Raw genomic sequence first — 14,387 nt, forward strand, 5'->3', positions numbered from 1 at the left:
GCGCGGACGGCCCGGGACCCGGTTTGACCCCGCTGGTCAGGGCCCCGTAACCTTGACCCTCGGCGTGTCCACAGACCCGCCGCATTCCCGTAAACCTCTTCCTCCCGGTGGCTCGCGCCCCGGGAGAGGCCGCCTGCTTCTGTCGGCGGCTGGACTGCGGGGATTCCGAATCGAGCGAGAGAGAGATCCGCGTGTACGCCATCGTGCGCAGCGGTGGTCGCCAGCACAAGGTTGCTGTCGGCGACATCGTTGAGGTTGACAAGATTTCCACTGCCGAGGTCGGCGACACGGTCGAGCTCTCGACTCTGCTCGTTGTCGACGGTGACGCCGTCACCAGCGACCCGTGGGTGCTCGCCGGCATCAAGGTCCAGGCCGAGGTCGTGGACCACCACAAGGGCGCGAAGATCGACATCCTTCGCTACAAGAACAAGACCGGCTACCGCCGTCGTCAGGGCCACCGCCAGCAGTACACGGCGATCAAGGTCACTGAGATCCCCGCGGCTGCGAAGTAAGGGACTGAGGAGAGATGGCACACAAGAAGGGCGCATCGTCCACCCGGAACGGTCGCGACTCCAACGCTCAGCGGCTCGGCGTGAAGCGCTTCGGCGGTCAGGTCGTCAACGCCGGTGAGATCCTGGTCCGCCAGCGTGGCACCCACTTCCACCCCGGCGCGAGCGTCGGCCGTGGCAAGGACGACACGCTGTTCGCGCTGGCCGCCGGTGCGGTCGAGTTCGGTACGCACCGTGGCCGCAAGGTCGTGAACATCGTTCCGGTCGCCTGACCGGATCTTTCGCGAGGCGGACCTCACTTCCCGTACGGGAAGCGGGTCCGCCTTTCGCGTGTTTCACCTGAGCAGAGATTTCTCAGCGGAGATTTCTGTGCCAGAGAACGCAGAAATTCCCGTACGTACTGGAGGCACATCCCATGACCACCTTCGTGGACCGCGTCGAGCTGCATGTCGCCGCGGGTAGCGGAGGCCACGGCTGTGCCTCCGTGCATCGCGAGAAGTTCAAGCCGCTGGGCGGCCCGGACGGCGGCAACGGCGGCCGTGGCGGCGATGTGATCCTGGTCGTCGACCAGTCCGTCACCACGCTCCTCGACTACCACCACTCGCCGCACCGCAAGGCCACCAACGGCAAGCCCGGTGAGGGCGGCAACCGTTCCGGCAAGGACGGTCAGGACCTGATCCTGCCGGTGCCGAACGGCACGGTCGTGCAGGACAAGGCGGGCAATGTGCTCGCGGACCTGGTCGGGCACGGCACGGCGTACGTGGCCGCACAGGGCGGGCGGGGCGGCCTCGGGAACGCGGCGCTGGCCTCGGCCCGGCGCAAGGCGCCCGGGTTCGCGCTGCTGGGCGTGCCCGGTGATGTGCAGGACATCGTCCTGGAGCTCAAGACGGTCGCGGACGTGGCGCTCGTCGGCTACCCGAGTGCGGGCAAGTCGTCCCTCATCTCGGCCCTGTCCGCCGCCCGGCCGAAGATCGCGGACTACCCGTTCACGACGCTCGTCCCGAACCTCGGGGTGGTGACGGCGGGCGCCACGGTCTACACGATCGCGGACGTGCCGGGCCTGATTCCCGGGGCGAGCCAGGGCAAGGGGCTGGGTCTCGAGTTCCTGCGCCATGTCGAGCGGTGCTCGGTCCTGGTCCACGTGCTCGACACCGCCACGCTCGAATCGGACCGTGACCCGGTGTCCGACCTCGACCTGATCGAGGCGGAGCTGGGGCAGTACGGCGGCCTCGACGACCGCCCGCGCATCGTCCTCCTCAACAAGATCGACGTCCCCGACGGCAAGGATCTGGCGGAGATGGTCCGCCCGGATCTGGAGGCGCGGGGCTACCGGGTCTTCGAGGCGTCGGCGGTCGCGCACACCGGTCTCAAGGAGCTGTCGTACGCCCTTGCCGACCTGGTGGCGAAGGCTCGCGCGGCGAAGCCGCAGGAGGAGGCGACCCGCATCGTCATCCGCCCGAAGGCGGTGGACGATGCGGGCTTCACGGTCGTGCGCGAGGAGGACGGCCTCTTCCGCGTACGCGGCGAGAAGCCCGAACGGTGGGTCCGCCAGACCGACTTCAACAACGACGAGGCCGTCGGCTATCTCGCCGACCGTCTCAACCGGCTCGGTGTCGAGGACGAGTTGATGAAGGCGGGCGCCCGCACGGGTGATGGCGTCGCCATCGGGCCCGAGGAGAACGCTGTCGTCTTCGACTGGGAGCCGACGGTCATGGCCGGGGCGGAGATGCTCGGCCGCCGGGGCGAGGACCATCGTTTCGAGGCTCCTCGGCCGGCCGTTACGCGGCGCCGCGAGAAGCAGGCGGAGCGGGACGAGGCGGAGCGGGACTACGACGACTTCGAGCCGTTCCCCTCCGGAGGTTGAGCGGGTGGGTTCGTTGTCGGGTGCGGGGTTCGTTGTGGCTGGTCGCGCCCCGCGGCGGAGCCGCTGATGTCACAGCCCCGCGCCCCTTGGGCCGGTGCGTCAGCCCGTCGCAGGCGGGGCGTACGCCCGGTGTCGGTACACGGTGCGGGTGACCTGAGCAGAACCTGAGCGACGGGCATACGACGCACCGGCCCACGCCCCTCCCGCCGGTGGAAAGCTGCGGGTAGTTGGGGGTGCGGGCTTTCCCGGGGCGCGTGCTCTCTCCGGGCGCCGGGAGTCGCAGGCTTTGCTTTTCCAGGGGCGCGGGGAACTGCGCGACCAGCCACAGCGCACCCGCAGCCGCGACACGCAGTGTCACCCTCACCCCCTGGCGGGGGGCCTGGGGGCGCAGCCCCAGTTTCGGGAAGGGGCGGGGCTGGGGAAAGACCCCCCGCCCACCTCTTAGCCGACGGCGGTCTCCTCCGACTCGTGCGGATCCTGGGCCGTCTCCTCGGCCGCCTCCTCGCGCGGCGAGGGCAGCTCCGAGGACAGGCGCGACTCCATACGCACGCGGCGCTCGTCGGCCGCCCTGCACAGCGCGGCGACCGCGGCGCTGAACCGGGCCAACGACGGCGGTTCCGAGGGCCCCAGCAGGTGCTCCTTGAGTTCGGCGCGGGCCGCCGTGAAGAGGTCCTTCTCCGGGTGGCGTACCGATTCCAGCAACGCCGGGACGCCGTCCGCCGAGGGCGCGAGGATGGCGCCCGCGGACACCGTGGGGAAGCCGGCCCGGAAGGCCTCCTCCGGCATCCCGGAGGTGTTGGCGACCGCGTACGGCTTCTCGCTCGACAGCCAGTCGGACACCACCGACGACACATCGCTGATCAACAGGTCAGCCTGGTTGAAGCAGGCGAAGATCGCGGGACGCGCGTCCGTGATGATCTGGTGCTCCCACTCCGGGAAGGACGCCCAGTAGGCCTTGTCCCAGGCCACCGTGGCCTCGGCGATCGCCGCCTCACGGTCACCGCGCGGGGGCCCCTGGAGCAGCATGCGCTCCATTTCGTCCGCATCAGGACGGAAGGCCGTCTTCGTCAGATGGTCCAACTCGGCCGAGCGGCGCACCAGTTCGGCCGCGGCCTCCGCATCCGGCCGGGCACCCGACCGCTTGGCGTTGGCCTCGCGGATCATCGCCATGATGCGCTCGTTCGCAGCCCCTGCACGCGGATCGACGGAACCCGTCATCGGGTGCGGCTTGTAGAGGAGCCGTACACCGTCGTCTGCGAGCAGCTGCCGCACGATGTTCTCGCCGGCCAGCACCACCGAGGTGTTGCCGGGGTTCCCGTCCCAGCCCTCCCACGTGGGCGCGTACAGCACCGTCGTGTACGGGCCGGTCGGCGGGCCCGCGTACGGCCGGATCGGCGCGAGCTGCGGGCGGCCCACCTCCACGATGTCCTTGTCCTCGACGCCGACCTCTGCCAGCGCGTACCGCTCGCGGGCCGCGGGACCTGCCACCCACACCTCGTCGTACGCCTTCGCGTACGGGTTGCAGGAGGACAGCTTGTCGCTCTCGCCGTGGTTGATGAACGCGTGCTTGATGGTGGGGATGCGCAGCACCTGCGAGGTCTTCGCGGCGTTGGCCGGGTGCAGCATCATCTTGAGCGTCGAGTTCTCCAGCGAGAACATCGTCGACACCTTCGGGAAGCAGATGACCGGTACGTCCGTCGCGTCGATCTTCTGCACCATGAACCGCTCACGCAGCACGATCAGCGGCCTCGTGTCGGTCGAGGAGATCGACGAGAGCGTCGACAGCCACATGTTCGCCTGGTACGCGGAGGTCGTACCGCCCGAGAAGTACATGCCGACCGTCGGCCGGTAGTCGGCCAGCCACTTGTCCACCCACTCCGTGACCTTCTGCTCGCTCTTGGCGCGCTTCTTGGGGAGCAGCCAGGTGGCGAGGTACGCCGTGCCGCCGCCGATCAGCGCCAGGGCGACGCCGACGCCGATACCGCCCCAGTACCCGTCCGCGGTGGCCGCCGTGAGCAACAGGCCGGCCGTCGTCGGAATGGAGAAGGTCAGCAGCCGGTGGCCCTGACGGCGGGCCAGAATGCGCGGCGGTGCCGCGGTCAGGTGCAGGGCCGACGCGTCGATGTTGCGGGTGACGATCGGCAGCGTACGGGTGCGGCGGACCAGGACCGCGGCGGCCTGGCAGGCGAAGTTCAGGGCGTAGAAGGCGCATACGGCGACCAGCAGCGGCGCCTGCTCGCTCCCCGCGTCGATGCCGTCGATCCGCAGGAGCCCCACCAGGACCAGCATGTCGCGCAGCAACTGACGGACCGTGACATCGAAGCGGACCTTGCCCAGCAGCGCGAGCAGCCCGGGATTGCGGTACTGCAGGTATACGTCGAGGGCGAGGCCCGCCGCGCTCGCGGCGATGAACACCGGGACGTTCGGCAGCAGCGCGGAGACGATCTGGGCCGTGAAGAGCGCGAATATCGACAGCAGCGCGGCAAGCTGCGTGAAGCGGCGGGGGGACAGGCCTGCGGAAGGCACGGGCTGGGCTCCTGCGGAGGGTTACGGCGGATGAGGGGGCAACGGGTTCGGTCGGCCGAACACTGCGAGGCCGATCCCTGACCGTATGACTTGTGCGGCCCGCCAAGCAATCTTCCGCAGGAGCTATCGCTGGATATCGGATGAAACCACGGTGAACTCCTGGGGCGTACGTCACGCGCCCGGCTCCTGCCCGCTGTGTACCCGCCGCACGTCCGCCCCTCGAAACGAGGCGGCGCCCCCTGCCCGTAATCACGTAGATTGCACGGACGGGGCTGGTCAGAACCGGGGCTGGTCAGAGCATTGGGGAAGAGCGTGTCAGCGGCAAGGCAGGCGACGGCAGGGCAGGCGATGAGACACGGTGTTGCGGACGCCCGCAGGATTGTCGTCAAGGTGGGTTCCTCGTCCCTGACCACCGCGTCGGGAGGGCTCGACGCGGACCGGGTGGACGCTCTGGTCGACGTACTCGCGAAGGGGCGCAGCGGGGGCGAGAAGGAGATCGTCCTCGTCTCCTCCGGTGCCATCGCCGCCGGCCTCGCCCCGCTGGGCCTGCGCCGCCGCCCCAAGGACCTGGCCCGCCAGCAGGCCGCCGCCAGCGTCGGACAGGGGCTGCTCGTCGCCCGCTACAACGCCTCCTTCGCGCGCTACGGCGTCCGCGTCGGCCAAGTCCTGCTCACCAGCGACGACATGAGCCGCCGCGCCCACCACCGCAACGCCCAGCGCACCCTCGACAAGCTCCTCGCCATGGGCGCCCTGCCCGTCGTCAACGAGAACGACACGGTCGCCACGGACGAGATCCGCTTCGGCGACAACGACCGGCTCGCCGCCCTCGTCGCCCATCTCGTGCGTGCCGACCTGCTGGTCCTCCTCTCCGACGTGGACGGCGTCTACGACGGCGACCCCGCCAGACCCGGTACGACGCGGATCGCGGAGGTACGCACTCCGGCGGACCTCGCGCACGTCGAGATCGGCAGCGCGGGCCGGGCCGGCGTCGGCACCGGCGGCATGGTCACCAAGATCGAGGCGGCCCGGATCGCGGCGGCGGCCGGCATCCCGGTCGTCCTCACCTCCGCCGTGCACGCCGCCGACGCCCTCGCGGGACGGGACACCGGTACGCACTTCCACGCCACCGGCCGCCGCTCCGCCGACCGGCTGCTGTGGCTCCAGCACGCATCCACCCCACAGGGCGCGCTCACGCTCGACGACGGGGCCGTGCGCGCGGTCGTCGAGCGCCGCAAGTCGCTGCTGCCCGCGGGCATCGCGGCGGTCGAGGGCGAGTTCACCGCCGGGGACCCCGTCGAGCTGCGCGACAGCACGGGCCATGCGGTGGCGCGCGGCCTCGTCAACTTCGACGCCAAGGAGATCCCGCAGCTGCTCGGCCGCTCCACCCGCGAGCTGGCCCGCGAGCTGGGTCCCGCGTACGAACGCGAGGTCGTACACAGGGACGATCTGGTGCTGCTGCACGCGTAAACGGCCGAAAGGGACGGCCTCCGCAGGGCTACGTTCGGCAAAACCGCCCCACGAAGCCGCCCCGCCTGCTCAACTTTGATTCAAGGAGCCCCCGGGATCCAGTGATGCAGTAACCCCTTGCGAACCCATTGCGTAAAGGAGGCCGTCGTGAGACGAGTACGCCCCGGGGCGGCGTCCCGCGGTGGTGGCACCTCCCGCCCGGCCGGTGAGGAGCGGACCCTCACCAGCGTCGCGGCCGGAGACACGTACCAGGGTGAGGAACCGAAGGACCTGCCACGGCTGTGGCACGTCACGCTGAGCGTCTCGGGCGACGAGGCCCCGCTGAACGACGTCCGGCGCTCGCTCGAGCAGCTCGCCCACGACCACCCCTTTCTGCTGACCAGCCGGTACGCCGGCGACCACGCGGAGATCCGCTACTGGGAAGAGGCCCGCGACCTGCACGACGCCGCGGCCGTGGCGCTGCGCCTGTGGGGCGAGCACCGCCAGACCGCGAAACTCCCGCCCTGGGAGATCGTCGGCCTGGAGGTCATCGACCGCGAGACCTACCACCAACGCATCGCCGAGGGCTACGGCCCGCAACCGGCGACACCGGTGGGTGTACACCCGTTCTAGCAGGGGGTAGTTTTCGGCCCCGTCTCGGGTTATGGAACGAGCGCTGGACGGCTCTGCGGCGAGCATTAGGCTGCTCGCATGACCACGCTTTCGCCGTACGACTCGATGTCCCCGGTCACCCAGGCCGCCTACCGCGCCAAGTCCGCCGCCGCCGACCTCGCCCCGCTGCCGCGGGCCGAGAAGGACGACGCGCTGCTCGCGATCGCGGACGCCCTGGAGGTCCGTACGAGCGAAATCGTCGAGGCCAACGCCAAGGACGTCGAGCGCGCCCGTGAGGCCGGCACCAGCGAGTCCATCATCGACCGGCTCACGCTCACACCCGAGCGGATCCGCGCCATCGCCTCCGACGTACGCGACGTGGTGGCGCTGCCCGACCCGGTCGGCGAGGTCGTCCGCGGCTCCACGCTCCCGAACGGCATCGACCTGCGCCAGGTCCGCGTACCGCTCGGCGTCGTCGGGATCATCTACGAAGCCCGGCCCAATGTGACGGTCGACGCCGCCGCGCTGTGCCTGAAGTCCGGCAACGCGGTGCTGCTGCGCGGCTCGTCCTCCGCGTACGAGTCCAATAACGCCCTCGTACGCGTCCTGCGCGACGCCGTCGGCGGCTCGGGACTGCCCGCCGACGCCGTGCAGCTCGTACCGGGCGAAAGCCGCGAATCCGTACGGGAGCTGATGCGCGCCCGCGGCCTCGTCGACGTACTCATCCCGCGCGGCGGCGCCTCCCTGATCCGCACCGTCGTGCAGGAGTCCACCGTCCCGGTCATCGAGACCGGCACCGGAAACTGCCATGTGTACGTGGACGCCAACGCCGACCTCGACATGGCGATCGAGATCCTGATCAACTCCAAGGCGCAGCGGCCCAGCGTGTGCAACGCCGCCGAGACGCTCCTCGTGCACCAGGACATCGCTTCCGAGTTCCTGCCGCGCGCCCTGGACGCCCTCGCCGACGCCGGGGTCACCGTGCACGCCGACGAGCGGGTGCTGGCGTACGCCAAGGGCTCCAAGGCCACCGTCGTCGAGGCCACGACCGACGACTGGGACACCGAATACCTCTCGTACGACATCGCCGCCGCCGTCGTCGACTCGCTGGACAAGGCCGTGGCGCACATCCGGCTGTGGAGTTCCGGCCACACCGAGGCCATCGTCACCACCTCCCAGCCGGCCGCCCGCCGCTTCACCCAGTTGGTCGATTCCACGACAGTCGCCGTGAACGCGTCGACGCGCTTCACGGACGGCGGCCAGTTCGGCTTCGGCGCCGAGATCGGCATCTCCACGCAGAAGCTGCACGCGCGGGGCCCTATGGGGCTCCCGGAGCTGACGAGCACGAAGTACATCGTCACGGGCGACGGGCACATCCGGCGCTGAGCAGGCCCTCCGGTCAGCCTCGAAGAAGCTGTCTCGCCAGGTGGATGAATCTTCGTACCGTCTGCCCAAATTGAACCCCCAGGTCTACTCTGGTTCCGTGCCGGAGGACGTGGGGGGCACGCCGTTTCCTGACGGCTGGGAGCCCGACGACGACCGCGACCGCGGAGGCTCGGACGAAGAGTTCGCCTCCGTGGTCTTCGACGAGGCCTTCGTGCGGGCGGCCAGGGTCCATGAGCCGACCGCCGTCGAACGCCTCCTTGCCGCCGCGCAGGCCCGCGCGGAGGCCTCCGAGGCAGAGGGGCGCAGGGGGCGCACCCGGGGCCCACGCGGTGACGACGAGCGGTACGACGACTTCGGACCCGACGGCCGCCATGATTTCGGCCACGATCCGGACCTGGACGATTTCGACGACCGTGACGACTTCGACGGCCGCTACGGGCACGGGTCGTACGGAAAACAGGCCCGCTGGCACCGCCCCGTAGCGTGGATGCTCGCCCTCCTGATGGGCGTCGGCATGGTCGCGCTCGCCTTCACGGCGGTCTACCGCGGCGCCTCGTCCAACCGCCAGCCCCAGGTCCCGCCCCCGGCTTCGACAGGCGTCGAACAGGAAGGCGGAACGCGCCCCTCGGCGTCCGCCGACTACTCCCAGCCCCCCGTCCCGGCGGAACCGCGTACGCCCTGAACTTGTCGCGTACGGCAGCGTTTACGTGAGGTTCCAGAGACCTACTCTGGAAGTATGGGCGGGCTAGGAGACCCACCGGAGGGAACACCCGACGGTGCTTCCGGTGGCGGTGAGGAAGAGTACCGATCCGTCGTCTTCGACGAGTCGTTCGTCCGAGCTGCCCGTCTCCAGGAGTTCTCCGCGCAGGAGCGGATCGCCGATCACACGCCGGCCGTGCGCCGCCGCCCGCCGATGCGTCGCGGTCTGTCCCGGCAGGCGCTGATCCTCGTCCTGCTGATCGCCGTCGCCTTCGGCACGGCGATCTACATGGGTGTACGCCACCCGTACCAGACGCCCGCCGCGAAGCCGCCCGAGCCGCTGCGGATGACGGTCATCCCCCTCGCGCCGCAGGGCGCCGTGCCGGGCTCCGCCGACACCGGGCTGCTGTTTGCGCGCAGCCCGGCCGATCAGTTCCGTATCGGCGCCGACGGGATCACGATGCCCGCCTCCCGGCGCACCGCCCATTTCTCGGACAGCCAGGTCGTCACCGCGCTCACCACGGCGAAGGACTACCTCGTCGAGTCCGCGCTCGACCCGGACGTGCTCACCGGCGGCGCGACCCGGTCCGTACGGATCCTGCTCGATCCGCAGCAGCTCGACCAGTTCGACCAGAGCTTCGACCATCCGACCGCGGACGGGCGGCATGCCCCCACCGGCTGGCTGGTCCGCTTCGACCCCTCCCAGGCCCAGCTGGCCGACCCCAAGATCCGGGTGCAGGGCACACTGCAGGCGGCCGAGACCGACGCCGACACCCTTGAGGTGACGGCCGACCACACCTTCGTCTACGCGCTGCGGCCGACGGGCTCGGAGGACGGCGCCAAGGCGTCGCTGTTCACCGTCCGGCGCGAGCTGCATTTCCGCTTCGACCGCGACGATCTGCGGATGCACCAGGCGGAGCTGGTCGTCTCGTACGTCCAGGCCGGGCCGCTCGCCTGCGCCGAGGACGCGACGAGCCGTCTGCGCCCGCTGCTCGCGGGGCAGACGGCGAAGGCGGGCGGACCGGCCGGCACCGACCCGTACGCCACGGGAGGTGCCACGGCGCTGTGCGGGTCGCTGTCGGCCAGTGCCCAGCCCAGGGTGTAGTCGTCTTGTAGTCGTCGGCCTTCGTGCTGATCAGCTGGTGCCGTTGGGGCTCTCGTCGTCGGGGCGGTCGTCCTGCGGACGGTCCTTGGGGGAGCCGGTGCTCGAGCCGCTCGCGAAGCCCCCGAAGCCGCGCCGGACCCGGCCGCCGATGTCGCCCGCGCCGCCCGCGATGTCCGTGACCAGCTTCATCAGCGGGTCCTTGGAGCTGCGTACGTGGGTGGCGTAGGCGGAGGCCGACTCGCGGAAGGAGTCCGTGACCTTGGTGTCGCCGTCCTCGTCACGGCGCGGGTAGTGGCCGTCCATGATCCGCTGGTAGTCGCGGGACTCGGCCCACTTCTTCAGCTCGGCCGCCCGGACCGTGGTGAAGGGGTGGGAGCGGGGCATGACGTTCAGGATCTTGAGCACGGAGTCGCGCAGGTCGCCCCCGGCCTCGTACTCCTCGGCCTGGGCGAGGAACGCGTCCACGTTCATCTCGTGAAGGTGGTTGCCGCCCGCGATCTTCATCAGGCCGCGCATCGAGGCTTTCAGATCCTGGCCGACCAGCAGCCCGGCGCGGTCCGCGGACAGCTCGGACTTGCGGAACCACTCGCGCAGGGCGGTCACGATCGCCATGATCGCGATGTTGCCCAGCGGGATCCAGGCGACGCGGAGCGCGAGGCTGGTGAGGAAGAGCAGGATCGTGCGGTAGACGGAGTGGCCGGACAGGGCATGGCCAACCTCGTGGCCGACGACCGCCCGCATCTCCTCCTCGTCGAGCAGCTCGACGAGACCGGTGGTGACGACGATGATCGGCTCGTCCAGGCCGATGCACATCGCGTTCGGCTGCGGGTCCTGGTTGACGTACATCGGCGGGACCTTCTCCAGGTCCAGGATGTAACAGGCGTCCCGCAGCATGTCGTTCAGGTGCGCGAACTGGGCGTCCGAGACCCGTACGGAATCGGACAGGAACAGCAGCCTCAGGCTGCGCTCCGGGAGCAGTCCGCTGAGCGCCTTGAACACGGTGTCGAAGCCGCTGAGCTTGCGCAGGGCGACCAGGGCCGAGCGGTCAGCGGGGTGTTCGTACGCCCGGGAGGAGATCCCCTCGAAGCGCCTGCGCTGCCTGCTCGGTACGTTCTCGTGGCTTTCTTCTGGCATGTGGTCCCCCATGCGTCTGTTTGCCTTCTGTGCCCCCAAGGCGGGGTACAGCCTAGGCGGATATACCGTGGACGTGCAGTACAGCGAAGGAGTCGCACGTCATGGAGCACCACCCCCAAGCCTGGCTCGCCGAGGCAGCGAGCGCCGCGCAACAGCAGGGACCGGGGAATCTGCTCCGTGTCGTGTTGATAGTGATGGTCGTCGGTTGCGTTTTGGTTGCCTGGTTTCTGCTGCGTGGCTACAAGCGGGACGACTGAGCCCCTGCCGAAGTTCCCGGCGGCGGAAGCGGCGTGATCGAGCGGGCGTGACGGAGGCGGCGTGATCCGCGCGGCGGCGCCCGCTTACGATGACCGTACGTCTGTATCCCGCCCACACCGGATAGGTCCTGCCGAAGATGAGCTTCCACAGCACCGCTGCCCAGTTGGTCTCCCTTGCCGCCGAGGGCGAGGAGCATGGCGGCAACCACGAGAGCCTCAGCCCCTACCTGACCGGCGGCGGCGCGCTCTTCATCCTTCTTCTGCTGCTGTGGATCACCACCCGCTTCAACCGGGACCGCTGACGTCCGCGGGGCGGGGCTCAGGGACCGGGCCAGTAGGGTCTGCACGCATGGGAGAGCAGGACATGCCAAACGGTCCGGTGGCGGGCCGGGACAACAGCCCGGCCTCCGGCCCGTCGAACCCGGGCAAGCGCCGCCTCGGCGTCATGGGCGGGACGTTCGACCCGATCCACCACGGCCACCTCGTCGCGGCCAGTGAGGTCGCCGCGCAGTTCCACCTCGACGAGGTGGTGTTCGTGCCGACCGGACAGCCGTGGCAGAAGACCGACCGCAAGGTCTCCCCGGCCGAGGACCGCTATCTGATGACGGTCATCGCGACCGCCGAGAACCCGCAGTTCTCGGTGAGCCGTATCGACATCGACCGCGGCGGCCCGACGTACACCACGGACACGCTGCGCGATCTGCGGGCGCTCAATCCCGAGACGGATCTCTTCTTCATCACCGGCGCCGACGCGCTCTCCCAGATCCTCACCTGGCGCGATGCCGAAGAGCTGTTCTCCCTCGCGCACTTCATCGGGGTCACCCGGCCCGGCCACGCGCTGACCGACCCGGGGCTCCCGGAGGGCGGTGTCTCGCTCGTCGAGGTCCCCGCGCTCGCCATCTCGTCCACGGACTGCCGGGCCAGGGTCGCCAAGGGTGACCCGGTCTGGTATCTGGTCCCGGACGGTGTGGTGCGCTACATCGACAAGCGTGAGCTGTACCGCGGCGAGCGAGGCTAGTGAGCCGAGAGGGGCACCGGTGAACGACCGATACGACGCTGGGTACGGGGGCGACCAGAGTTACCAAGGTGATCAGAGTTACGAGCTCGTCGGATACGACGAATTCGGGCAGCCGGTGTACCGGCAGGTGCCACCGCCGTCCCGGACGCCGCAGGGGTACGACGCCTACGGCTCGCAGCAGCAGGGCTACGGGTACGACCCGTACGCGAACGGTCAGCAGCAGACGCCGTCGTACGACACCGGTAACGGCCATCAGCAGGGCCCTTCATATGGGGCGAACGACGCGGCATACGGCTCGCAGGGCATGTACGACCCGTACGGCACGGCTGCTCAGGGGGCCGCTCCGTCCGCTCCGGCCTCGTATGACCCCTACGGGCAGGCCACGGGCAGCGGTCAGCAGCCGCGCGTCGCCGAACAGACCGCCTACATCCCTCAGCAGGCGGGGCCCGCGGACCGGACGGAAACCGAGGAGCAGGCGGACGGGCAGCGGGACGACCGTGACTATCGCACCGAGCAGTTCACCTTCGTCGAGGAGCCGACCGACGACTCCGAAGACGTCATCGACTGGCTGAAGTTCACCGAGAACCGCACCGAGCGGCGTGAGGAGGCCCGCCGCCGGGCCCGCGGTCGCGTCGTCGCCCTGGTCATGGTGTTCGCCCTGGTCGCGGCCGGCGGTGTCGGCTACCTCTGGTACGCCGGGAAACTGCCCGGCACGTCGCCGGACGCGAAGACCGGCACCGCGACGGCCGCGGGCGCCCAGAACCGCGACGTGATCGTCGTCCACATGCACAACACCAAGGGCGGCGGCACCTCGACGGCGCTGCTCGTCAACAACACCACCACCAAGCAGGGCACCACCGTCCTGGTCCCCAACTCCCTCGCCGTATCGGACGACAACGGCACCACGACCACACTCGCCAAGTCCGTGGACGACGACGGCACCTCCGGGACGCGTGACGCGATCGACACCGTGCTCGGAACGGACATCGAGGGCACCTGGCGCCTGGACACCCCGTACCTCAGCAACCTCGTCGACCTCGTCGGCAACATCGACATCGACACCAACGCGGACGTGCCGGACCCGGCTGCCAAGCGGAAGGGCGCGGCCCCTCTGGTCAACAAGGGCGAGGACCAGACGCTCAGCGGAAAGATGGCCGTCGCGTACGCCACCTACCGGGGCTCCGGGGAGGCGCAGAACGCGCAGCTGGAGCGGTTCGGGCAGGTCATGCAGGGCGTGCTGCGCAAGGTGTCGTCGGATCCGCAGGCCGCGACGACCACCGTGCAGACGCTCGCGCAGATCATCGAGCCCCCCTTGACCGACAAGGATCTGGGCGCCTTCCTCGCCAAGCTCGCGGACCACGCCAAGGGCGGCGACTACAAGTCGGTGCTGCTGCCGGTCCAGTCGGACGGCAGGCTGAGCACGAAGGCCGGCGACAGCGTGGTCAAGGACGTACTCGGCGGGGCCGCCAAGAGCCCCGAGAAGGACGCGGCCGTCCAGGTCGGCATCAGGAACGCCACTGGCAAGCAGGACGCCACCGAGCAGGCCCGCGTCGTCCTGCTCAACGGCGGCTACACCTTCGTCGACGCCGGCAAGGCCGACGCCGCCCAGACGGCGTCCCGGATCACCTACACCGACGCCGCGAGGAAGGCGGACGCGGTGGAGGTCGCCAAGACGCTGGGGCTGCCGGCCGGTTCCGTGAAGAAGGGCAAGGGCGCCTCGAACGCGGATGTGTCGGTGGTGCTCGGGCAGGACTACGAGGTGGGCGGCTCGGCGGGCTAGGGAAGGTGGGCGACTCGGCGGGCCAATCGCGTGGGCGGGCCAATCGTGGGG

General features: G+C 69.9%; 14 protein-coding genes. 12 read left to right on the plus strand and 2 right to left on the minus strand.

All coding sequences use genetic code 11. From position 1 onward, the window contains the following. The first annotated feature begins 191 nt into the window (after positions 1-191). From rplU to obgE, 3 genes are all read left to right on the plus strand, one after another. Positions 192-512 (plus strand): 50S ribosomal protein L21, encoded by a 321-nt coding sequence (rplU, locus tag ABD357_RS42005; RefSeq protein ID WP_344396843.1) that lies wholly within the window; start codon positions 192-194, stop codon positions 510-512. Between the two features lie 14 nt (positions 513-526). Continuing rightward, positions 527-781, plus strand: a complete 255-nt coding sequence (rpmA, locus tag ABD357_RS42010) for a 50S ribosomal protein L27 (RefSeq protein ID WP_006374707.1) — start codon at positions 527-529, stop codon at positions 779-781. Between the two features lie 143 nt (positions 782-924). Beyond that, a complete protein-coding gene (gene obgE, locus ABD357_RS42015) occupies positions 925-2,373 on the plus strand; it encodes a GTPase ObgE (protein ID WP_344396844.1) in 1,449 nt (482 codons plus the stop codon). A gap of 441 nt (positions 2,374-2,814) precedes the next feature. Here obgE and ABD357_RS42020 read toward each other — a convergent pair whose 3' ends face one another. After that, entirely contained in the window at positions 2,815-4,899 is a 2,085-nt protein-coding gene (locus ABD357_RS42020; protein ID WP_344396846.1) for a hypothetical protein, read from the minus strand. Between the two features lie 348 nt (positions 4,900-5,247). On the opposite strand from ABD357_RS42020, the gene proB reads away from it, so the two are divergent. From proB to ABD357_RS42045, 5 genes are all read left to right on the plus strand, one after another. Next, a complete protein-coding gene (gene proB / locus ABD357_RS42025) occupies positions 5,248-6,366 on the plus strand; it encodes a glutamate 5-kinase (RefSeq protein WP_344396847.1) in 1,119 nt (372 codons plus the stop codon). A gap of 147 nt (positions 6,367-6,513) precedes the next feature. Next, positions 6,514-6,978: a hypothetical protein gene (locus ABD357_RS42030; RefSeq protein WP_344396849.1), complete on the plus strand. Its 465-nt coding sequence runs from the start codon at positions 6,514-6,516 to the stop codon at positions 6,976-6,978. A gap of 78 nt (positions 6,979-7,056) precedes the next feature. Next, positions 7,057-8,343, plus strand: a complete 1,287-nt coding sequence (locus ABD357_RS42035; protein ID WP_344396850.1) for a glutamate-5-semialdehyde dehydrogenase — start codon at positions 7,057-7,059, stop codon at positions 8,341-8,343. A gap of 97 nt (positions 8,344-8,440) precedes the next feature. Next, positions 8,441-9,025, plus strand: coding sequence for an SCO2584 family spore wall biosynthesis protein (locus ABD357_RS42040; RefSeq protein ID WP_344396851.1), 585 nt, complete (start codon positions 8,441-8,443; stop codon positions 9,023-9,025). A 54-nt stretch (positions 9,026-9,079) separates the two neighbouring features. Further along, positions 9,080-10,147, plus strand: coding sequence for an SCO2583 family membrane protein (locus ABD357_RS42045; protein WP_344396853.1), 1,068 nt, complete (start codon positions 9,080-9,082; stop codon positions 10,145-10,147). Between the two features lie 30 nt (positions 10,148-10,177). Here ABD357_RS42045 and ABD357_RS42050 read toward each other — a convergent pair whose 3' ends face one another. After that, complete coding sequence (locus ABD357_RS42050) at positions 10,178-11,281, minus strand: M48 family metallopeptidase (protein ID WP_425585231.1); 1,104 nt, start codon at positions 11,279-11,281, stop codon at positions 10,178-10,180. Positions 11,282-11,382: 101 nt separating this feature from the next. Here ABD357_RS42050 and ABD357_RS42055 point away from each other — a divergent pair, with 101 nt between their 5' ends. The 4 genes from ABD357_RS42055 to ABD357_RS42070 all read left to right on the plus strand — a co-directional run bounded on the left by ABD357_RS42055 (position 11,383) and on the right by ABD357_RS42070 (position 14,336). Then, positions 11,383-11,538 carry a hypothetical protein gene (locus ABD357_RS42055; protein ID WP_033320808.1) on the plus strand — a complete coding sequence of 52 codons (156 nt, stop codon included), beginning with the start codon at positions 11,383-11,385 and terminating at the stop codon, positions 11,536-11,538. 137 nt (positions 11,539-11,675) lie between these two features. After that, complete coding sequence (locus tag ABD357_RS42060; RefSeq protein WP_171060362.1) at positions 11,676-11,840, plus strand: hypothetical protein; 165 nt, start codon at positions 11,676-11,678, stop codon at positions 11,838-11,840. A 47-nt stretch (positions 11,841-11,887) separates the two neighbouring features. Continuing rightward, positions 11,888-12,556, plus strand: coding sequence for a nicotinate-nucleotide adenylyltransferase (nadD, locus tag ABD357_RS42065; protein WP_344396856.1), 669 nt, complete (start codon positions 11,888-11,890; stop codon positions 12,554-12,556). Positions 12,557-12,575: 19 nt separating this feature from the next. After that, positions 12,576-14,336, plus strand: coding sequence for an LCP family protein (locus tag ABD357_RS42070; RefSeq protein ID WP_344396858.1), 1,761 nt, complete (start codon positions 12,576-12,578; stop codon positions 14,334-14,336). Positions 14,337-14,387: the final 51 nt, after the last annotated feature.

Origin of the sequence: Streptomyces vastus (assembly GCF_039532825.1) — a bacterium.
Classification (GTDB): Bacteria; Actinomycetota; Actinomycetes; order Streptomycetales; family Streptomycetaceae; genus Streptomyces; species Streptomyces vastus.